Below are 20,318 nucleotides of genomic sequence, written 5' to 3'. Positions count from 1 at the left end.
TTTGTTAATTTTTGTGAGCACAGGCAATAAGCGTACAGCAAAGCAACGTACAAACTGCATCGGGCTTATCGTGCGGCGGAAATTCTATTATAATGACCGCCTTTTTTCATTCAGTTGTGACATTCAGCTAAAGCTGCGACTCCGTCGCCTGCGAGGCAGGCAACAATCCGCCTGCGGCTAAGTTAAGGGATATCTCATGCGTACAGAATATTGCGGACAGCTACGTCTGTCCCACGTGGGGCAGCAGGTGACTCTGTGTGGTTGGGTCAACCGTCGTCGTGATCTTGGTAGCCTTATCTTCATTGATATGCGTGACCGCGAAGGCATCGTGCAGGTGTTTTTCGATCCGGATCGTGCGGAGGCGTTAAAGCTGGCTTCCGAACTGCGCAATGAGTTTTGCATCCAAATCACCGGTACCGTGCGTGCGCGCGACGAAAAAAACGTCAACAGCGAGATGGCTACGGGCGACATCGAAGTGCTGGCCTCTTCGCTGACGATCATCAACCGTGCAGAAGCGCTGCCGCTTGACTCCAATCACGTCAACACCGAAGAAGCGCGACTGAAATACCGTTACCTGGACCTGCGTCGTCCGGAAATGGCTCAGCGTCTGAAAACCCGTGCGAAAATCACCAGCTTCGTGCGCCGCTTTATGGACGATCACGGTTTCCTCGATATCGAAACCCCGATGCTGACCAAAGCGACCCCGGAAGGCGCGCGCGACTATCTGGTGCCGAGCCGCGTTCACAAAGGCAAATTCTACGCGCTGCCGCAGTCTCCTCAGCTGTTTAAACAGCTGCTGATGATGTCCGGCTTTGACCGTTACTATCAGATAGTGAAATGCTTCCGTGACGAAGACCTGCGTGCAGACCGCCAGCCGGAATTCACCCAGATCGATGTGGAAACCTCCTTTATGACCGCGCCGCAGGTGCGTGAAGTCATGGAAGAGCTGGTTCACCAGCTGTGGCTGGACGTGAAAGGCGTCGACCTGGGCAAATTCCCGGTGATGACCTTTGCGGAAGCCGAGCGCCGCTTCGGTTCCGATAAGCCGGATCTGCGTAACCCGATGGAGCTGGTCGATATTGCCGACCTGGTGAAAGCCGTAGAGTTTGCCGTCTTCTCCGGCCCGGCCAATGATGCCAAAGGGCGCGTCGCTGCGCTGCGCGTACCGGGTGGCGCTGCGCTGACCCGTAAACAAATTGATGAGTATGGCAAGTTCGTCCAGATCTATGGCGCGAAAGGCCTGGCGTACATGAAAGTCAACGAGCGTGCGAAAGGTCTCGAAGGCATCAACAGCCCGGTAGCGAAATTCCTCAACGCAGAGATCGTCGACGCCATTCTTGAGCGCACCGGCGCCCAGGATGGCGACATGATTTTCTTCGGCGCGGACAATAAGAAAGTGGTTGCCGATGCGCTGGGTGCGCTGCGTCTGAAGCTGGGTAAAGACCTGAGCCTGACCGACGAAACCAAATGGGCGCCGCTGTGGGTTATCGACTTCCCGATGTTCGAAGATGATGGTGAAGGCGGTCTGACCGCGATGCACCACCCGTTCACTTCGCCGAAAGACATGACTGCGGATGAACTGAAAACCGCGCCGGAAACGGCGATCGCTAACGCCTACGATATGGTGATCAACGGGTATGAAGTGGGCGGCGGTTCCGTCCGTATCCACAATGGCGACATGCAGCAGACCGTCTTCGGTATTCTGGGCATCAACGAACAGGAACAGCGTGAAAAATTCGGCTTCCTGCTGGACGCGCTGAAGTACGGTACGCCGCCGCACGCGGGTCTGGCCTTCGGTCTTGACCGTCTGACCATGCTGCTGACCGGTACCGATAATATCCGTGACGTTATTGCCTTCCCGAAAACGACCGCCGCGGCCTGTCTGATGACCGAAGCGCCGAGCTTTGCTAACCCGACATCCCTGGGTGAGTTAGGTATTCAGGTTGTGGCGAAAGAGACAAAAGAGTCTCCGGAGAATAAGTAAGATGTCATTCAAGCTTCCCGTTTCCGTTCTGGTGGTCATTTATGCCGAAGATACGAAGCGGGTGCTGATGTTGCAGCGACGCGACGATCCCGCTTTCTGGCAGTCGGTAACCGGCAGCCTGGAAGCGGGGGAGACCGCAGCGCAAGCCGCCGTGCGTGAAGTAAAGGAAGAGGTCGCGATTGATGTTGCTCATGAGCAGCTGACCTTAATGGACTGTCAGCGCACGGTGGATTTCGAGATTTTTTCTCATTTACGTCATCGCTACGCGCCGGGCGTTGAGCGCAATACGGAATTTTGGTTCTGTCTTGCGCTCCCTCATGAACGCCAGATTGTCTTTACGGAACATCTGGATTACCGCTGGGTCAATGCGGCAGAAGCCGCCGCCCTGACCAAGTCGTGGAGTAACCGGCAGGCGATTGAAGAATTTGTAATTAACGCCGACTAGTCTTCCCAGCCATTTGCAGGTCGAAAGGCTGCGGGAAGCAGGCATTTTTGGAGAGTTTTTTATGGCAGGTCATAGTAAATGGGCCAACACCAAACACCGCAAAGCGGCACAGGATGCCAAGCGCGGTAAGATCTTTACTAAAATCATTCGTGAGCTGGTTACCGCTGCGCGTCTGGGCGGCGGCGATGTCGCTTCTAACCCGCGTTTGCGTGCGGCAGTAGATAAAGCACTGTCCAACAACATGACCCGCGACACCCTGAACCGTGCTATCGCCCGTGGCGTTGGCGGCGATGATGACGCGAACATGGAAACCATCATTTATGAAGGTTACGGCCCTGGCGGCACCGCGGTCATGGTTGAATGCCTGAGCGACAACCGCAACCGTACCGTTGCCGAAGTGCGCCATGCCTTCAGCAAAACCGGCGGCAACCTCGGCACCGATGGCTCCGTAGCCTATCTGTTCAGCAAAAAAGGGGTCATCTCTTTTGAAGCCGGCGACGAAGACGTGATCATGGAAGCCGCGCTGGAAGCTGGCGCAGAAGACGTTGTGACCTATGACGACGGCGCGATTGACGTGTATACCGCGTGGGAAGAGATGGGCGCGGTGCGCGATGCGCTGGAAGCGGCTGGCCTGAAGGCTGATGCGGCTGAAGTCTCCATGATTCCTTCGACCAAGGCGGATATGGATGCGGAAACGGCACCCAAACTGCTGCGTCTGATCGATATGCTGGAAGACTGCGACGACGTGCAGGAAGTGTATCATAACGGCGAGATCTCTGATGAGGTCGCCGCAACGCTCTAATGTTGCTGACCGTTAAATCACTAACCGGAGGTGCGTGATGGCCATTATTCTCGGCATTGACCCGGGGTCACGCATTACCGGTTATGGCGTTATTCGTCAGGTCGGGCGGCAGCTGAGCTATCTTGGCAGCGGCTGTATTCGGACCAAAGTCGACGATTTACCGTCGCGCCTGAAGCTGATTTACGCAGGCGTGACGGAAATTATCACCCAGTTTCAGCCGGACTATTTCGCCATCGAGCAGGTGTTTATGGCGAAAAACGCCGACTCGGCGCTGAAGCTGGGGCAGGCGCGCGGCGTGGCGATTGTCGCGGCGACGAATCAGGACCTGCCGGTGTTCGAGTATGCCGCGAGGCAGGTTAAGCAAACCGTTGTCGGCATCGGCAGCGCGGAAAAAAGCCAGGTGCAGCACATGGTGCGCACGCTGCTTAAGCTTCCCGCCAACCCCCAGGCGGACGCGGCGGATGCGCTGGCTATCGCCATTACCCACTGCCACGTCAGTCAGAACGCGGCTCAGATCAGCGAGACGCGGCTCAATCTGGCGCGTGGGCGCTTACGATAACGTCAAATCAGGCTGGATATTCATCCAGCCTTTTTTTATGATACCGCAGATACTTTAGCCCTTAACGCAGGAGCTCCATGTGATAGGCAGACTCAGAGGCATCGTTCTCGAAAAACAACCCCCGCTTGTATTACTGGAAACGGGAGGCGTGGGCTATGAAGTACATATGCCAATGACCTGTTTTTATGAACTGCCGGATGTGGGCAACGAGGCCATCGTTTTTACCCATTTTGTCGTTCGCGAAGATGCGCAGCTGCTCTATGGTTTTAATAACAAGCAGGAACGCACCCTGTTCAAAGAGCTGATTAAAACCAACGGCGTCGGGCCAAAGCTGGCGCTGGCGATCCTCTCCGGTATGTCGGCGCAGCAGTTTGTTAACGCCGTAGAGCGCGAGGAGCTGGCTGCCCTGGTGAAACTGCCGGGTATCGGTAAGAAAACCGCTGAGCGTCTGATTGTTGAAATGAAAGACCGGTTCAAAGGTCTGCACGGCGATCTGTTTACGCCGGCGACGGATCTGGTGCTGACTTCACCGGCGGGTCCGTCTGATGACGATGCGGAGCAGGAAGCGGTTGCTGCGCTGGTAGCGCTGGGCTATAAACCTCAGGAGGCCAGCCGGATGGTGAGTAAAATCGCTCGCCCGGATGCCAACAGTGAAATGCTAATTCGCGAAGCGCTCCGCGCCGCGTTGTGAGGTAAGGGATGATTGAAGCAGACAGGCTGGTATCGGCAGACAGCGCCGGGTTTGAAGAGACGGCCGACCGCGCAATCCGCCCGAAATTGCTGGCAGAGTATGTCGGTCAACCGCAGGTGCGTTCGCAAATGGAGATTTTTATCCAGGCGGCAAAGCTGCGCGGGGACGCGCTCGATCACCTGCTGATCTTTGGTCCACCGGGGCTGGGAAAGACGACGCTGGCAAACATCGTCGCCAATGAGATGGGCGTCAACCTGCGAACCACCTCCGGTCCGGTGCTTGAGAAGGCGGGTGACCTGGCCGCCATGCTCACCAACCTCGAACCCCACGATGTGCTGTTTATTGATGAAATACACCGCCTCTCGCCGGTAGTGGAAGAGGTGCTGTATCCGGCAATGGAAGACTATCAGCTGGATATTATGATCGGCGAAGGGCCTGCGGCGCGGTCGATCAAAATCGATCTGCCGCCGTTTACCCTGATTGGCGCCACGACGCGCGCGGGGTCATTAACTTCGCCGCTGCGTGACCGTTTCGGGATTGTACAGCGCCTCGAGTTTTACCAGGTTCCTGACCTGCAGCATATCGTCAGCCGCAGCGCGCGCTTTATGGGGCTGGAAATGAGCGACGAAGGTGCGCTGGAGGTGGCCCGCCGCGCGCGCGGCACGCCGCGTATCGCCAACCGCCTGCTGCGCCGGGTACGTGACTTTGCCGAAGTGCGCCATGATGGCACCATTTCGCTGGAGATTGCCGCTCAGGCGCTGGACATGCTGAATGTTGATGCGGAAGGGTTCGACTATATGGACCGCAAACTTCTGCTGGCGGTCATCGATAAATTCTTCGGCGGCCCCGTCGGCCTGGATAACCTGGCGGCGGCGATTGGCGAAGAGCGGGAAACTATCGAAGATGTTCTGGAACCGTATCTGATCCAGCAAGGCTTTTTGCAGCGTACGCCGCGTGGGCGTATGGCGACGGTACGCGCCTGGAATCACTTCGGTATTACGCCGCCGGCAATGCCGTAACCTGGCTGCCGGCAGATGAGCGGTGAGCTTGTTCCGACAGGGCAGGGATGAGGACCCCGGTCAACTCGCCGCGACCGGGGAAGAGGGCGCGGCTCAGGCGGCCGATTTTTTCATCATGCTGAAGATAAACAGCAGCGCGGCGCACAGCACCACGGACGGGCCGGCGGGGGTGTCGTAAAACGCCGAGAAGGTCAGTCCACCGGTCACCGCGATAATCCCCACCCCAACGGCAGCGGCGGCCATCTGCTCCGGCGTACGGGCAAAGCGGCGCGCCGTGGCGGCAGGAATGATCAGCAGCGAGGTAATAATCAACGCGCCGACGAACTTCATGGCGACGCCAATGGTCAGCGCGGTGACCAGCATTAGCAGCAGTTTCACCCGCTGCAGCTTCACGCCATCGACAAACGCCAGATCGGGGCTGATGGTCATCGACAGCAGGTTGCGCCACTGCCAGAGCAGGATAGCCAGCACAATCACCACGCCAATGGCGATAGAGATCAAATCTTCCGGCGTTACCGCCAGTAAATCGCCAAACAGATAGGCCATCAGGTCGACGCGAATATTCGACATCAGGCTAACCACCACCAGACCAAGCGACAGCGCGCTGTGCGCCATAATCCCCAATAAGGTATCGAGCGCCAGATGCGGACGTTTTTCCAGCCACACCAGACCGCCTGCCAGCATTAAGGTCACGGCGATCACCGCATAAAACGGATTGACGTTAAGCAACAGCCCGAAGGCCACGCCAAGCAAAGAGGCATGCGCTAAGGTATCGCCGAAATAGGACATCCGGCGCCAGACCACAAACGACCCGAGCGGGCCTGCCGCACAGGCAAGCATCATCCCGGCCAGCCAGCCGGGTAACAGAAGTTCAATCATCAGCGCTCATTTCCCCTACGCAGTACAATCCGCCCCTGCAGGTCATGGCGGTGATTATGATGGTGACGATAGATTCCCAGCTGTTCCGCCCCACGCTGGCCAAACATCGAGATAAACTGCGGATGCGTGGAGACCACTTCCGGGGTGCCGGAACAGCAAATATGTTGATTCAGGCACAGCACCTCATCGGTTTTTGCCATCACCAGATGCAGGTCGTGGGAGACCATCAGCACCGAGCAATCAAGCTCCTGGCGGAGCTGGTTTATCAGATCGTACAGGGCAACCTGCCCGTTAACGTCGACGCCCTGCGTGGGTTCATCCAGCACCAGCAGCTGCGGCTGGTTCAGCAGGGCCCGGGCCAGCAGCACGCGCTGGGTTTCGCCACCGGAGAGTTTTTGCATCGGCGCTTCAATCAGGTGCCCGGCCTGGACACGTTTCAGCGCCGGCAGGATGTCCTGCTTGCGGGTGCCGGGACGTAAGCGCATGAACCGGCTGACGGTCAGCGGCATCGTGGCATCCAGATGCAGTTTTTGCGGGACGTAGCCAATCCGCAGATTGTTCTCGCGCTTGATAACACCGTCACTCGGTGCTACCAGTCCAAGAACCACCCGCACGAGCGTGGATTTGCCTGCGCCATTAGGGCCGAGTAAGGTCAAAATTTTGCCGGGCTTTAGCGTCAGCGAAATGTCAGACAGTACGCGTCGTTGGCCGAAGGCGACCGAGACGTTTTCGAGAGTTACAAGATTTGTCATGTCAAATTAGGGGTTGCACAAGCGAGTGAATGTTATAATATCACATCTTTCTCATTCATTACGATGACTAGACGCATTATGTTACATAAAAATACGCTTCTTTGCGCTGGACTTAGCGCCGTTTTTTTGTTCGCTCAGACCTCTACGGCGAATGCTGCCGTGGTTACCTCAATGAAACCCTTAGGCTTTATCGCTTCCGCTATCGCGGATGGGGTCACGGAGACCCAGGTGCTCCTGCCTGACGGTGCCTCAGAGCATGATTATTCACTGCGTCCTTCCGATGCAAAACGCTTACAGAACGCAGACTTAGTGGTCTGGATTGGTCCAGAGATGGAAGCGTTCATGGACAAGTCAACGCAAAGCATTGCGTCGAATAAAAAGGTGACCATCGCTGAGCTTGCCGGCGTGAAACCGCTGCTCATGAAAGGGGCGGATGACGACGATGACGATCATGGCCACGAACACGCCGCAGGTGAAAATAGTGACGGCGATCACCATCATGGTGTTTACAATATGCATCTGTGGTTATCCCCAGAGATAGCGCGGCTTTCAGCGGTTGCAATCCACGATAAATTATTGGAACTTATGCCGCAGAGTCGAGCCAAACTTGACGCTAACCTGAAAGAATTTGAGGCAAAATTAGCCTCAACCGATAAGCAGGTGAGTAACGAGCTCGCACCGCTGAAAGGAAAAGGGTATTTCGTTTTTCATGATGCCTATGGCTACTTTGAAAAACACTACGGTCTGACCTCTCTGGGGCATTTTACCGTAAACCCTGAAATACAGCCCGGTGCGCAGCGTTTACACGAAATCAGAACACAGCTGGTTGAGCAAAAAGCAACGTGCGTTTTTGCTGAGCCACAGTTCAGGCCAGCCGTTATAGAAGCTGTTGCCAGGGGCACCTCTGTGCGCATGGGGACTCTGGACCCTCTCGGTACCGGGATTAAGCTGGGTAAAGAAAGTTACCCGCAGTTCCTCGACCAACTGGCGAAACAGTATTCGAGCTGCCTGAAAGGAGATTAACGAGGAAGTGAATACGTGCAACAGATAGCCCGCGCTGTCACTCAGGCATTCAACAATTTGCCACGACCTCACCGCGTCATGCTGGGGTCGTTGAGCGTTCTGACATTAGCGGTCGCCGTCTGGCGACCCTATATCTACCATCCAGAATCCGCCCCTATCGTCAGGACGATTGAGCTGGAAAAAAGCGAAATCCGCTCTCTGCTGCCGGAAGCCTCCGAACCTATCGACCAGGCGCCGCAGGAAGAAGAAGCCATTCCTCAGGATGAACTGGATGATAAAGCCGACAGTGAGTCAGGCGGCCACGAATATGTGGTCTCCACTGGCGATACGCTGAGCAGCATCCTCAACCAGTACGGCATCGATATGGGCGATATCGCCCAGCTCTCCTCAGCCGACAAAGAGTTGCGAAACCTGAAAATTGGTCAACAGCTCTCGTGGACCTTAACGGCAGAGGGGGATTTGCAAAGTCTGACATGGGAAATGTCGCGCCGTGAAACCCGCACCTATACCCGGGTTGCGAACGGCTTTAAAATGAGCAGCGAGCTGCAGAAAGGGGATTGGGTCAACAACGTGTTGAAAGGCACCGTGGGCGCCAGCTTTGTTGCCAGCGCTCGTGAAGCCGGGTTAACCAGTACGGAAGTCAGCGCGGTGATCCGAGCGATGCAGTGGCAGATGGACTTCCGCAAGCTGAAAAAAGGCGATGAGTTCTCGGTACTGATGTCGCGCGAAATGCTTGACGGTAAACGGGAACAGAGCCAGCTGCTGGGCGTGCGTTTGCGTTCAGAAGGCAAGGATTACTACGCGATTCGTGCGGAAGACGGTAAGTTCTACGATCGTAACGGTACCGGTCTGGCGAAGGGCTTTATGCGCTTCCCGACGGCGCGCCAGTTCCGCGTCTCTTCGAACTTTAATCCGCGTCGCCTGAATCCGGTGACCGGGCGCGTGGCGCCGCACCGCGGCGTCGATTTTGCTATGCCGCAGGGGACGCCGGTTCTTGCGGTCGGCGATGGTGAAGTCGTGGTCGCTAAGCGCAGCGGCGCGGCGGGATACTATGTGGCCGTACGCCATGGTCGCACCTATACCACTCGCTATATGCACCTGCGTAAACTGCTGGTGAAACCGGGGCAGAAAGTGAAGCGCGGCGATCGTATTGCGCTGTCGGGTAACACCGGCCGTTCTACCGGTCCGCATCTGCACTACGAAGTGTGGATTAACCAACAGGCCGTGAACCCATTAACGGCGAAACTGCCGCGTACCGAAGGGTTGAGCGGTTCCGATCGCACCGATTATCTGGCGCAGGTCAAAGAGGTCATCCCGCAGCTGCGGTTTGACTAGCAGGATGTCAATGCAAGCCGGTGCCTGTCGCGCGCCGGCTTTTTCTTTTGTAGGTTCCCCGTCGTATCGCTAAACTATACCCACAATAAGTCGTCTTACGGCTTCTGAGGCTGCAACTTGCGGTTTGACGGGATTACCCCATTATCTTTTTTATGCAGTACGGCTGTGGACTGGGCATGGAAACGAAAAAAAATAATATTGAGTTTATTCCAAAGTTTGAAAAATCCTTTTTACTCCCGCGCTACTGGGGCGCCTGGCTGGGGGTTTTTGCGTTTGCCGGTATCGCTCTGACGCCTCCCTCTTTTCGCGATCCGATCCTCGGTAAACTGGGACGGGCGGTGGGTCGGCTGGCGAAAAGCTCGCGCCGACGTGCGCAGATAAACCTGCTGTACTGCTTCCCGGAAAAGAGCGAGCAGGAGCGCGAGGCAATTATCGATGAAATGTATATGTCGGCACCGCAGGCGATGGTCATGATGGCCGAGCTGGGTCTGCGGGATCCTGCTCATATTCTTTCCCGCGTCGACTGGCAGGGCAAAGAGATCATCGAAGAGATGCAGCGCAATAACGAAAAGGTGATCTTCCTGGTGCCGCACGCCTGGGGGGTGGATATTCCAGCCATGTTGATGGCCTCGGGCGGTCAGAAAATGGCGGCAATGTTCCATAACCAGGGGAATGCGGTCTTCGACTACGTGTGGAATACCGTCAGACGTCGCTTTGGCGGGCGCATGCACGCGCGTAACGATGGCATTAAACCGTTTATCCAGTCGGTCCGCCAGGGCTACTGGGGCTACTATTTGCCCGACCAGGATCACGGCGCCGAGCACAGCGAATTCGTCGATTTCTTCGCGACCTATAAAGCCACCCTGCCGGCGATTGGCCGGCTGATGAAAGTCTGCCGTGCGCGCGTGGTGCCGCTGTTTCCGGTCTATGATGGGAAAACTCATCGTCTGACGGTGCTGGTGCGTCCGCCGATGGATGACCTGCTGGACGCCGATGATCGCACGATCGCGCGGCGGATGAACGAAGAGGTCGAGATTTTCGTCAAGCCGCATACCGAGCAATATACCTGGATCCTCAAGTTGCTGAAGACGCGTAAACCGGGGGAAATCGAGCCTTATAAGCGCAAAGAGCTCTTCCCGAAAAAGAAATAGCGCCCGCCTGTTCCTGCACCGACGTAGCAAAAGAGAGCCAATGAACCTGTCGGGTTCATTGGCTGTATTGTCTGAGTAAAGCGATATGTTCGCTAATCAACCGATAGCGGTATTCCGGTCTGCCGGTGAGACCATAGTGGTTATTGGTGAAGAGAATCCCCGTTTTTTCTAGCCAGATTAAATATTTACGACACGAAACTCTGGAGATTTGCAGCGCGGTGGCGATCTCATTTGTCGAGAAGGCACTCTCCTGATGGGTATCGATCCATTGGCATACCAGGCGCAGCGTTTGCGGCGTTAATCCCTTAGGTAAGCGGCGGGCGTTATCCGGGCGCTGAATACCGCTGCGCAGTAAATCGTCAACATCGGACTGCTCGTAGCGGGATTTGGCGCGCTGCAGCTCGCGTCGTTTACGCCATGTCAGCAGCGCCTCTTCAAAGCGCGGGAACTGAAACGGTTTAATTAAATAATCAACCACGCCATAGCGCATTGCCGTCTGGACGGTTGCCGCATCGGCGGCGGAAGTAATCATGATCGCATCGATGCTGCGGGCGCTCGTACGCAGGGTGGGCAGCAGATCCAGCCCGTTCTCTCGCTGCATGTACACATCCAGCAGAACCAAATCGATCGGTGGCAAATGGTTCAGCATCTGCTCAGCTTCCGCCAGCGTTGAGGCGATACCGCAGCAGCGAAAATCGGCGACCCTGCTGATAAACAGCCGGTTCAGCTCCGCAACCATCGAATCATCATCCACAATAAGCACATTGAACATGCGTGGTTCCTTTGACTATCGGGAAGCAGGGGAGTCGACGCCTCGATGCTTCCCGCAGGATTAATGAAGAGACGTGTCGCTATAGCGATGAACGCTTATAGGAGGTGTAACGCGCGTGCCAGAAGGTTTTATCAATATTCGCGATCAGCTCTTCCTCGCTGAGTTTTGCGGCGACGCCTTCGGCCTGGGCCACCAGAGCGACATCAAGGGCAATGGCCCGGGAAATCATCTCAATCTCTTCTACCGGGGGTAATAATCCGCCTTTTCCGGTTGTGGCTAACGGCGAGTGCGCCGCCAGCGTTTTACTGCAGGTAATCAGCATGGCTTCGGTGACGCGTTCTGCTTTGGTCGCCAGGATGCCTAGCCCCAGTCCCGGGAAAATATAGGCGTTGTTGCACTGAGCGATATCGTAAGTCGCACCTTGACAGAACACCGGTTCAAACGGGCTGCCGGTGGCGATCAGCGCGTTACCCTGAGTCCATTCAAGCAACTCTTTCGGCTGCGCTTCGGCGCGGGAAGTTGGGTTAGAGAGCGGCATCACGATTGGCCGCGGGCAGTGGCGATGCATCTCTTTGATAATCTCTTCGCTGAACAGACCCGGCTGTCCGGATACGCCAATGAGCACGGTCGGGTGCACATTGCGCACGACATCCATCAACGACAGGTTGGCAGACGTGACATCCCAGTGGGCAGTAGTGTCCCGCGGCGTCACGAGGCGTTGCTGAAAATCGAGCAGATTGGGCATCTCATCGGTCAGTAAACCAAAACGATCGACCATGAAGACTTTGCTGCGGGCCTCTTCCTCCGACAAACCATCATCAACCATCAGCGCAATAATTTTTTCAGCAATACCGCAGCCGGCGGAACCGCCGCCGAGGAAGACAACGCGCTGGTCGCGCATACGGGTACCTGCCACCGCGGCGGCGGCAATCAGCGTACCTGTCGTGACGGCAGCGGTTCCCTGGATATCATCGTTGAAACAGCACAGCTGGTTGCGATAGCGATTAAGCAGGCGGCTGGCATTCTTCTGGGCAAAATCTTCGAATTGCAGCAGGACATGCGGCCAGCGACGTTTTACCGCATCGACAAACATATCCATAAACTCCATATACTGATCGTCGTTAATGCGCGGATGACGCCAGCCCATATACAGCGGGTCTTCAAGGAGCTTCGCATTGTTGGTCCCGACGTCCAGCATCACTGGCAGCGTCGCGGCGGGATGAATGCCGCCGCAGGCGGTATACAACGAGAGTTTACCGATCGGAATACCCATCCCGCCGATGCCCTGATCGCCCAGACCAAGAATACGCTCGCCGTCGGTGACGACGATCACCTGAATATCGTTGCGCGAGAAGCCCTGCAGCATCTCGTCAATGTGATGGCGGTTAGGCCAGGAAATAAACAGGCCGCGGCCGCGACGATAAATTTCAGAGAAGTGTTCGCAGGCTTCTCCGACGGTTGGCGTATAAATCACCGGCAGCATCTCTTTCATATGACGGCGCAGTAAATGATAAAATAGTGTCTCGTTAGTATCCTGAATATTCCGCAGATAGATATGCCGGGAAATATCGCGCTTAAATTCACTGAACTGCTTCCACGCGCGCTCCGTTTGTTCTTCGATAGTTTCAACATTATGCGGAAGCAATCCCTGGAGATTAAACGCCGTTCTTTCCCCCTCGGTAAATGCGAGCCCTTTATTTAACAGCGGATTTTCCAGCAGGACTGCGCCATTATAAGGGGTATATAATGTTTCTTTGACTAACATTTGATGACTCCTGAACATTGTTTAAATAAAAACAGGTTTTAACTTGATAGAAATGTTGCCCTGAGACGGTAATTAAGAAATTAAATAAATCATGATCCCTTCGGTGACCACGCCAATGGCGGTGCCGAGTAAAATAGAGGATGAGGCCGGCTCAATATACGTATCGCTGCGCAGTGCAAACATACCGGCGGCGATGGCTGAAGGGGTTGCGCCAATGATAATGACCTGCTGCATCAGCGTGTGGCTAAGACCAAAAGCCAGGCCTGCCGCGGCCATCATGGCGGGCTGAATCAGATTTTTAATACTGATGTTGGTGCAGGTCTGAATATTAACCGTCGGGCGTTCGCCATAAAACAGCAGGCCAAGAGCAAACAGCGACAGGCCGCCGGCAATTTTCCCGACCATTTCAATCGGCATGCTGAGCATATGGGGAAGCTGTACGCCAGCAAGGCTCAGCAGCACCCCTGAGATAGGGATCCAGACGATTGGATTTCTTATGGCTTTCAGCAGGTTTTGCACAATCAGCTTACCAGCATGAATCTCCTCGCTATCGCCAGCGGCATGTTTATCGCCCATCCGAATCAGGATTATCGTCAGGGGAATCATGAACACGCTGGTGATTAAGTTGCCGATAAGCACGCCCAGAAAGCCTTCGGGTCCAATCAGGACGGCAAGGACCGGCGCACCGAAATAGGCCATATCAGGAAATGCGCACACCAGGGACTGGATCGCGCTGGTTTTGATGTCATGGCGGAATACGTAGCGCGAGATCAGCAGAGTAAGGAAATAAGACCCCATCAGGCCAATCACTAATACGGCCATAAAGGCGAAGTTTTTAATTTTATCCGGGTTGGTATTTAACGCGCCAATAAAAAGATGGAAGGGCAGAGCAAACCGAATGACCACGGTGGCTAACACCGAAGCATCTTCACGACGGGTATAGCCTAACTTACCGCTGAGCCAACCGAGTAACATGATAAAAACTAATGGGAACAATGATTGCAATAGCAGCGTAGGCATAAATTATCCTGAAAATAGGGTGTAGGGTTGCTTGTGGTTTTTAATCTAACGATCCCCTATGGAATGAAAGGTGATTGAAATCACAATGGCGGGTATTTAAATAATTTCGCCTTGGGAACTTTACTTACAAATAGCGGTGCGGAGATTAACTCCTTGTTTTTCATGGCTGTCGATAACGCAATGTCGTAACCAATAACTTTAACTACGGCGTAATAATTTAAATTACTTAAAAGGGAGTTTCTAACTCAGTCACAAAGTCGTGAACGGAGAACGTTGTTTTCTTTTTTAGCGAAAATTCCTGTGCTACCGTTTACGTGGTTTTAATTCGAATGCTTCTTCATTTTTTGTTTCTTTTTATTTTTATTTGACTGCGCAATTTTAATATTGCGCCTCGATCCTACGCCATCTATCACAATTCAGGTGAAACATGAAAAATAATTCACTCAACCATCCGGTAGAACAAACGCACTCGAGTGGGCAAACTCCGCGGTTCTTATCCAACGTTGATGTCGGCGCCGTACCTTTAACGCTGTTTGTCGGTATTGCAATGATTGTCGCCGTCTCATCAATGGCGGGACTGTTGCCAAAGAACATGATTGGCGGGCTGGCGGTCATTATGACCCTGGGATTCGCGCTGGCCAAAATCGGGCGAATGGTGCCGGTGCTTAAAGATATCGGCGGCCCGGCCATTTTGTGTCTGATGATGCCGTCGGTACTGGTCTATTTCGGGGTATTTGATCCCCACACTCTGGGCACCGTGCATCTGTTGATGAAAGAGGCCAATTTACTCTATTTTGTCATCGCCTGTCTGGTGGTTGGCAGTATTCTGGGAATGAACAGAACCATTCTTATCCAGGGAATGGTGCGTATGTTCGTTCCGCTGGTTGTGGGGACCGGAGCGGCGATCGCGACGGGGCTGCTGGTGGGAAGCCTGTTTGGCTACAGCATGTACCATACCTTTTTCTTTATTATTGTGCCGATTATCGGCGGCGGTATTGGGGAAGGCATCCTGCCGCTGTCGCTGGCATATTCTGCGATCCTCGGGCAAACGCCGGACGTGTATGTGGCACAGCTGGCGCCAGCTGCGGTGGTGGGGAATATCTTCGCCATTATCTGCGCAGGCTTTCTGGCTCGCCTGGGCGTCCGCCGCCCGGCGCTGTCCGGCGATGGCATGTTAATTCGCAGCCATGATGATAACCACGTTTTCTCGCAGTCTCAGGGAGGGCAGCCCACCGATTTCCAGCTGATGGGGGCCGGGCTGCTAATGATCTGCGCATTTTTCATCGTTGGCGGGCTGCTGGAGAAAGTGCTGCACATCCCGGGACCGGTATTGATGATTCTGGCCGCCGTTCTGTGCAAATACACCAAAATTATCCCCGCAGCGATGGAGCTGGGGGCGCATAGCTGCTACAAATTTGTGTCCGCAGCCCTCGTCTGGCCGCTGATGATCGGCCTTGGGATGCTGTATGTCCCTCTGGAGAGCGTGGTTTCCGTCTTCTCGATTGGCTACGTCGTGGTTTGCGGTTCCATCGTGATTGCCATGGCGTTAAGCGGATTTTTCATCGCTTCCCGGCTGAATATGTATCCTGTTGAAGCGGCGATTGTGACCAGCTGCCACAGTGGGCTGGGCGGCACCGGGGATGTGGCGATACTCTCGGCATCGAATCGCATGTCGCTGATGCCGTTTGCACAGATTGCCACCCGTATTGGCGGCGCCTCAACGGTGATTGCCGCGACGTTGCTGCTGAGCTGGATTGTCTGATTACGGATAAAAAAAACCTGCCAGCATGATGCTGGCAGGTTGGGCGTTCACCACGAGGTCGGTATTACTCGACGGTCAGAATACGCGTGGTGTTAGTGCTGCCGATGGTGCTCATCACGTCACCCTGGGTCACGATAACGAGGTCACCGGAGACCAGATAGCCTTTATCACGCAGCAGATTCACCGCATCGTGCGCCGCAGCGACGCCGTCGTTGGTGCTGTCGAAGTGAACCGGCGTCACGCCGCGATACAAGGCGGTCAGGTTCAGCGTACGTTCATGGCGGGAGAGGGCGAAAATGGGCAGGCCAGAGCTAATGCGTGAAGTCATCAGCGCGGTACGACCGGACTCGGTCATGGTGATGATCGCGGTGACGCCTTTCAGGTGGTTCGCCGCATACATCGCTGACATGGCAATCGCCTCTTCAACGTTATCGAACTGGATATCCAGACGATGTTTGGAGACGTTGAGGCTTGGGATTTTTTCGGCGCCCAGACAGACGCGCGCCATAGCGGCCACGGTTTCTGACGGATACTGACCGGCGGCGGTTTCCGCTGAGAGCATCACGGCATCGGTACCGTCGAGGACGGCGTTAGCGACGTCCATGACTTCCGCGCGGGTTGGCATCGGGTTAGTAATCATCGACTCCATCATCTGAGTCGCGGTGATGACCGAACGGTTCAGCTGACGAGCGCGGCGAATCAGGGCTTTCTGGATCCCCACCAGCTCCGGGTCGCCGATTTCAACGCCAAGGTCGCCACGGGCAACCATCACCACGTCAGAGGCCAGAATTACGTCGTCCATTGCGTCCTGATCGCAAACCGCTTCCGCACGCTCAACTTTCGCGACGATCTTCGCATCGCAGCCGGCTTCGCGCGCCAGGCGGCGGGCATAGTTCAGGTCTTCGCCACAGCGTGGGAAGGAGACGGCCAGGTAATCAACGCCGATTTTCGCCGCGGTGACGATGTCAGCCTTGTCTTTCTCAGTCAGCGCTTCGGCGGACAGGCCGCCACCCAGTTTGTTGATACCTTTATTGTTTGACAGCGGTCCGCCGACGGTGACTTCGGTGAACACTTTCAGACCCTTAACTTCGATGACTTTCAGCTGTACGCGGCCATCGTCCAGCAGCAGGATATCGCCTGGCACGACATCCGCCGGCAGGCCTTTATAATCAATACCGACTTTCTCTTTGTCGCCTTCGCCTTTGCCCAGCTCTGCATCAAGCAGGAATTTGTCGCCGATATTAAGGAAAATTTTGCCTTCTTTGAAGGTGGATACGCGAATTTTGGGGCCTTGCAGATCGCCGAGGATGGCCACATGACGGCCCAGTTTTGCCGCGATCTGACGGACTTTATCCGCGCGAATCTGATGATCTTCCGGGGTACCGTGAGAGAAGTTCATACGTACCACGTTAGCGCCTGCGGCGATCACCTTTTCAAGGTTGTTATCACGATCGGTTGCCGGGCCTAAGGTCGTTACGATTTTGGTTCTGCGAAGCCTTCTGGACATGTAATACTCCGTTGACTAAAACAACTTTGGTGTTGCGTGAACATGGAATCGGCGGTGCCGGTCAGCAATGTCGCTCTGCCGGAACGTTACCGAAGGTGTAATGGGTCACTACCTAATTATCAAGTTTTATGGGTTGTCGCTGTGTACAGGCAGCTCTTTATCAAAACGCGATTCCTTCAATGCTTCCTTGACCCTCTTCAAGTTATCTCTGAATTTCGCTCCTCGACGGAGGGTAAAACCGGTGGCCAGCACATCTATTACCGTCAGCTGAGCAAGACGTGAAACCATGGGCATATAGATATCCGTATCTTCGGGGACATCAAGCGTAATCGACAAGGTTGCCTCTCGCGCCAGCGGGGTATCCGCCGACGTGATGGCGATGACCATGGCATCGTTTTCACGCGCCAACTGCGCCAGTTCGACCTGGCTTTTTGTCCGGCCAGTATGTGAGATAATCACGACAACGTCATCATCATTGCAATTCATACAGCTCATGCGTTGCAGGACAATGTCGTCGGAGTAGATAACCGGAACGTTAAAACGGAAAAATTTGTTCATGGCGTCATGCGCGACGGCTGCCGAGGAGCCGAGGCCAAAGAAGGCAATTTTCTTGGCCTGGGTCAGAAGGTCGACGGCACGATTAACCGCTGACATATCGAGAGAGTGGTGGACCTGATCTAAACTGGCCATGGCTGACTCGAAAATCTTCCCCGTATAGGACTCTACGCTGTCGTCTTCATCGACATTGCGGTTAACATAGAGAGTACCGTGTGCCAGGCTTTGTGCCAGGTGAAGTTTAAAATCAGGAAAGCCGCGGGTTTCCAGACTCCGGCAAAAACGGTTAACGGTCGGTTCGCTGACGCCAGCTTCCAGCGCCAGGGCCGCAATGCTTGAATGAATTGCCTGAGCAGGCGTAGCAAGAATGACTTCCGCCACTTTGCGTTCGGATTTGCTAAGGTGTTCCAGCCGGGACTGGATTTTTTCCAGCATGTTCATGGGTAACGGAGCGCTCATCAGTGGAAGCGATTTCATTAATGGATGAAATCATCAGGCGTTTTAGCAAGAATATACCCCTCCGTTACGCTAAGCGGGGAGGAATGACGTTAAAAAATGTTGTTTTTTTTCATTACATGATCAGAGTCGTATTTTATTAACTTAAAACCGGTCGAAAGAACGAACAAGTTTAGCCGTTTGCCCAAATAGTCGCCGGAACTTTTCTCCGCGTGCGGTTTAGCGTCGGGAATGGCGGCCTGAGGGTTTCGGGAAGTTCGTAAACACAGTACAGTGCAGTGTAAGAAAATTACAAATATAGCCTGGCATAAGCACCAGACTATCAACTGAGGAGAATGACATGGCGGTAACGCAAACGGCCCAGGCATGCGATCTGGTCATTTTCGGCGCGAAGGGTGACCTGGCGCGTCGTAAATTGTTGCCTTCCCTGTATCAGCTCGAAAAAGCTGGCCAGATCAACCCTGAGACCCGGATTATCGGGGTCGGACGTGCTGACTGGGATAAAGATGCTTACACCAAAGTCGTCCGTGAAGCGCTTGAAACCTTCATGAAGGAAAAGATTGATGAAGGTTTGTGGGAAACCCTGAGCGGACGTCTGGATTTTTGTAACCTCGATGTGAACGATACCAAAGCGTTTTCCCGTTTGGGCAAAATGCTGGATCAGGAAAACCGCGTCACCATCAACTACTTTGCCATGCCGCCGAGCACTTTTGGCGCCATTTGCAAAGGCCTCGGCCAGGCGAAACTGAACGCCAAACCTGCGCGCGTGGTGATGGAGAAACCGCTGGGTACCTCTCTGGATACCTCCCGCGAGATCAACGATCAGGTCGGCGAATTCTTCGAAGAGTGCCAGGTTTACCGTATCGACCATTACCTCGGCAAAGAGACGGTGCTCAACCTGCTGGCGCTGCGCTTTGCGAACTCCCTGTTTGTCAATAACTGGGACTGCCGCACGATCGACCACGTTGAAATCACCGTAGCGGAAGAAGTGGGTATCGAAGGTCGCTGGGGTTACTTCGATCAGGCCGGGCAAATGCGCGACATGATCCAGAACCATCTGCTGCAGATCCTGTGCATGATCGCGATGTCGCCGCCGTCAGACCTCAGTGCCGACAGTATTCGTGACGAAAAAGTAAAAGTGCTGAAGTCGCTGCGCCGTATCGACCGCTCCAACGTGCGTGAGAAAACGGTCCGCGGCCAGTACACCGCCGGCTTCGCCCAGGGTAAAAAAGTCCCGGGCTACCTCGAAGAAGAGGGGGCGAACAAATCCAGCAATACCGAGACCTTTGTGGCTATCCGCGTCGATATCGATAACTGGCGCTGGGCCGGCGTGCCGTTCTACCTGCGTACCGGTAAACGCCTGCCGACCAAATGTTCTGAAGTGGTGGTGTATTTCAAAACCCCGGAGCTGAACCTGTTTAAAGAGAACTGGCAGGAGCTGCCGCAGAACAAGCTGACGATTCGTCTGCAGCCGGATGAGGGCGTGGATATTCAGGTCCTCAACAAAGTGCCGGGCCTTGACCACAAACACAATCTGCAGATAACCAAGCTGGATCTGAGCTATTCGGAGACCTTCAACCAGACTCACCTGGCGGATGCCTATGAACGTCTGCTGCTGGAAACCATGCGCGGTATCCAGGCGCTGTTCGTGCGTCGTGATGAAGTCGAAGAGGCGTGGAAGTGGGTTGACTCCATTACTGAAGCCTGGGCTGCCGACCGCGATGCGCCGAAGCCCTATCAGGCAGGTACCTGGGGGCCGGTCGCCTCTGTGGCGATGATCACCCGCGACGGTCGTTCCTGGAACGAATTTGAATAGTTTGCGGGTTATCCGGAGGAGTTAT

The 20,318-nt window shown here is 54.8% G+C and carries 18 protein-coding genes; 11 read left to right on the top strand and 7 right to left on the bottom strand.

The genetic code is table 11. The annotated features are described in order from the left end of the window. Positions 1-196 precede the first annotated feature (196 nt). The 6 genes from aspS (at position 197) to ruvB (ending at position 5,500) form a co-directional block, all read left to right on the top strand. Positions 197-1,984, top strand: a complete 1,788-nt coding sequence (gene aspS, locus ROR01S_RS01070; protein WP_044347114.1) for an aspartate--tRNA ligase — start codon at positions 197-199, stop codon at positions 1,982-1,984. A gap of 1 nt (position 1,985) precedes the next feature. Then, a complete protein-coding gene (gene nudB / locus ROR01S_RS01065; protein WP_004864050.1) occupies positions 1,986-2,429 on the top strand; it encodes a dihydroneopterin triphosphate diphosphatase in 444 nt (147 codons plus the stop codon). Between the two features lie 61 nt (positions 2,430-2,490). Further along, complete coding sequence (locus tag ROR01S_RS01060; RefSeq protein WP_004864047.1) at positions 2,491-3,231, top strand: YebC/PmpR family DNA-binding transcriptional regulator; 741 nt, start codon at positions 2,491-2,493, stop codon at positions 3,229-3,231. A gap of 37 nt (positions 3,232-3,268) precedes the next feature. Continuing rightward, positions 3,269-3,790 carry a crossover junction endodeoxyribonuclease RuvC gene (gene ruvC / locus ROR01S_RS01055; RefSeq protein WP_004864044.1) on the top strand — a complete coding sequence of 174 codons (522 nt, stop codon included), beginning with the start codon at positions 3,269-3,271 and terminating at the stop codon, positions 3,788-3,790. A gap of 79 nt (positions 3,791-3,869) precedes the next feature. Beyond that, positions 3,870-4,481 (top strand): Holliday junction branch migration protein RuvA, encoded by a 612-nt coding sequence (gene ruvA / locus ROR01S_RS01050; protein WP_004864039.1) that lies wholly within the window; start codon positions 3,870-3,872, stop codon positions 4,479-4,481. Between the two features lie 8 nt (positions 4,482-4,489). Further along, entirely contained in the window at positions 4,490-5,500 is a 1,011-nt protein-coding gene (gene ruvB, locus ROR01S_RS01045; RefSeq protein ID WP_004864035.1) for a Holliday junction branch migration DNA helicase RuvB, read from the top strand. Between the two features lie 93 nt (positions 5,501-5,593). Here ruvB and znuB read toward each other — a convergent pair whose 3' ends face one another. Continuing rightward, positions 5,594-6,379 carry a zinc ABC transporter permease subunit ZnuB gene (gene znuB / locus ROR01S_RS01040; RefSeq protein WP_004864032.1) on the bottom strand — a complete coding sequence of 262 codons (786 nt, stop codon included), beginning with the start codon at positions 6,377-6,379 and terminating at the stop codon, positions 5,594-5,596. Next, positions 6,379-7,131, bottom strand: a complete 753-nt coding sequence (gene znuC / locus ROR01S_RS01035) for a zinc ABC transporter ATP-binding protein ZnuC (protein WP_004864029.1) — start codon at positions 7,129-7,131, stop codon at positions 6,379-6,381. Before znuC ends, znuB begins: the two co-directional genes overlap by 1 nt. 78 nt (positions 7,132-7,209) lie before the next feature. On the opposite strand from znuC, the gene znuA reads away from it, so the two are divergent. From znuA to lpxM, 3 genes are all read left to right on the top strand, one after another. Then, on the top strand, positions 7,210-8,154 hold the full coding sequence (znuA, locus tag ROR01S_RS01030) for a zinc ABC transporter substrate-binding protein ZnuA (protein ID WP_032717095.1): 945 nt from the start codon (positions 7,210-7,212) through the stop codon (positions 8,152-8,154). Positions 8,155-8,169: 15 nt separating this feature from the next. Beyond that, complete coding sequence (mepM, locus tag ROR01S_RS01025; RefSeq protein WP_004864022.1) at positions 8,170-9,489, top strand: murein DD-endopeptidase MepM; 1,320 nt, start codon at positions 8,170-8,172, stop codon at positions 9,487-9,489. Between the two features lie 176 nt (positions 9,490-9,665). Continuing rightward, positions 9,666-10,640 carry a lauroyl-Kdo(2)-lipid IV(A) myristoyltransferase gene (lpxM, locus tag ROR01S_RS01020; RefSeq protein ID WP_064359000.1) on the top strand — a complete coding sequence of 325 codons (975 nt, stop codon included), beginning with the start codon at positions 9,666-9,668 and terminating at the stop codon, positions 10,638-10,640. Between the two features lie 55 nt (positions 10,641-10,695). Here lpxM and dcuR read toward each other — a convergent pair whose 3' ends face one another. The 3 genes from dcuR to ROR01S_RS01005 all read right to left on the bottom strand — a co-directional run bounded on the left by dcuR (position 10,696) and on the right by ROR01S_RS01005 (position 14,197). Then, entirely contained in the window at positions 10,696-11,412 is a 717-nt protein-coding gene (gene dcuR, locus ROR01S_RS01015; protein ID WP_004864016.1) for a two-component system response regulator DcuR, read from the bottom strand. A 79-nt stretch (positions 11,413-11,491) separates the two neighbouring features. After that, positions 11,492-13,177, bottom strand: a complete 1,686-nt coding sequence (locus ROR01S_RS01010) for an NAD-dependent malic enzyme (RefSeq protein ID WP_004864014.1) — start codon at positions 13,175-13,177, stop codon at positions 11,492-11,494. A 72-nt stretch (positions 13,178-13,249) separates the two neighbouring features. After that, positions 13,250-14,197, bottom strand: a complete 948-nt coding sequence (locus tag ROR01S_RS01005) for an AEC family transporter (RefSeq protein ID WP_004864011.1) — start codon at positions 14,195-14,197, stop codon at positions 13,250-13,252. Between the two features lie 427 nt (positions 14,198-14,624). Between ROR01S_RS01005 and ROR01S_RS01000 the strand changes: the two genes are divergently transcribed. Further along, positions 14,625-15,959, top strand: coding sequence for a 2-hydroxycarboxylate transporter family protein (locus ROR01S_RS01000; RefSeq protein WP_004864007.1), 1,335 nt, complete (start codon positions 14,625-14,627; stop codon positions 15,957-15,959). A gap of 64 nt (positions 15,960-16,023) precedes the next feature. Here ROR01S_RS01000 and pyk read toward each other — a convergent pair whose 3' ends face one another. After that, positions 16,024-17,466 carry a pyruvate kinase gene (pyk, locus tag ROR01S_RS00995; protein ID WP_004864005.1) on the bottom strand — a complete coding sequence of 481 codons (1,443 nt, stop codon included), beginning with the start codon at positions 17,464-17,466 and terminating at the stop codon, positions 16,024-16,026. 126 nt (positions 17,467-17,592) lie between these two features. Further along, entirely contained in the window at positions 17,593-18,498 is a 906-nt protein-coding gene (locus ROR01S_RS00990) for a MurR/RpiR family transcriptional regulator (protein ID WP_162268825.1), read from the bottom strand. 319 nt (positions 18,499-18,817) lie between these two features. Between ROR01S_RS00990 and zwf the strand changes: the two genes are divergently transcribed. Further along, positions 18,818-20,293 (top strand): glucose-6-phosphate dehydrogenase, encoded by a 1,476-nt coding sequence (gene zwf, locus ROR01S_RS00985; RefSeq protein ID WP_004863999.1) that lies wholly within the window; start codon positions 18,818-18,820, stop codon positions 20,291-20,293. The last annotated feature ends 25 nt before the right edge of the window (positions 20,294-20,318 follow it).

Origin of the sequence: Klebsiella ornithinolytica NBRC 105727 = ATCC 31898 (assembly GCF_001598295.1) — a bacterium.
Lineage (GTDB): Bacteria > Pseudomonadota > Gammaproteobacteria > Enterobacterales > Enterobacteriaceae > Klebsiella > Klebsiella ornithinolytica.
Note: the sequence above shows the minus strand (reverse complement) of the source record. Positions and strands in the feature narration are given on the sequence as shown.

What these genes read in the sequence shown, in the direction of transcription:
- aspS (WP_044347114.1), top strand. Translation starts at nt 197, where the DNA reads ATGCGTACAGAATATTGCGGACAGCTACGTCTGTCCCACGTGGGGCAG.
- nudB (WP_004864050.1), top strand. Translation starts at nt 1,986, where the DNA reads ATGTCATTCAAGCTTCCCGTTTCCGTTCTGGTGGTCATTTATGCCGAA.
- ROR01S_RS01060 (WP_004864047.1), top strand. Translation starts at nt 2,491, where the DNA reads ATGGCAGGTCATAGTAAATGGGCCAACACCAAACACCGCAAAGCGGCA.
- ruvC (WP_004864044.1), top strand. Translation starts at nt 3,269, where the DNA reads ATGGCCATTATTCTCGGCATTGACCCGGGGTCACGCATTACCGGTTAT.
- ruvB (WP_004864035.1), top strand. Translation starts at nt 4,490, where the DNA reads ATGATTGAAGCAGACAGGCTGGTATCGGCAGACAGCGCCGGGTTTGAA.
- znuB (WP_004864032.1), bottom strand. Translation starts at nt 6,379, where the DNA reads ATGATTGAACTTCTGTTACCCGGCTGGCTGGCCGGGATGATGCTTGCC.
- znuC (WP_004864029.1), bottom strand. Translation starts at nt 7,131, where the DNA reads ATGACAAATCTTGTAACTCTCGAAAACGTCTCGGTCGCCTTCGGCCAA.
- znuA (WP_032717095.1), top strand. Translation starts at nt 7,210, where the DNA reads ATGTTACATAAAAATACGCTTCTTTGCGCTGGACTTAGCGCCGTTTTT.
- lpxM (WP_064359000.1), top strand. Translation starts at nt 9,666, where the DNA reads ATGGAAACGAAAAAAAATAATATTGAGTTTATTCCAAAGTTTGAAAAA.
- dcuR (WP_004864016.1), bottom strand. Translation starts at nt 11,412, where the DNA reads ATGTTCAATGTGCTTATTGTGGATGATGATTCGATGGTTGCGGAGCTG.
- ROR01S_RS01010 (WP_004864014.1), bottom strand. Translation starts at nt 13,177, where the DNA reads ATGTTAGTCAAAGAAACATTATATACCCCTTATAATGGCGCAGTCCTG.
- ROR01S_RS01005 (WP_004864011.1), bottom strand. Translation starts at nt 14,197, where the DNA reads ATGCCTACGCTGCTATTGCAATCATTGTTCCCATTAGTTTTTATCATG.
- ROR01S_RS01000 (WP_004864007.1), top strand. Translation starts at nt 14,625, where the DNA reads ATGAAAAATAATTCACTCAACCATCCGGTAGAACAAACGCACTCGAGT.
- pyk (WP_004864005.1), bottom strand. Translation starts at nt 17,466, where the DNA reads ATGTCCAGAAGGCTTCGCAGAACCAAAATCGTAACGACCTTAGGCCCG.
- ROR01S_RS00990 (WP_162268825.1), bottom strand. Translation starts at nt 18,498, where the DNA reads ATGAAATCGCTTCCACTGATGAGCGCTCCGTTACCCATGAACATGCTG.
- zwf (WP_004863999.1), top strand. Translation starts at nt 18,818, where the DNA reads ATGGCGGTAACGCAAACGGCCCAGGCATGCGATCTGGTCATTTTCGGC.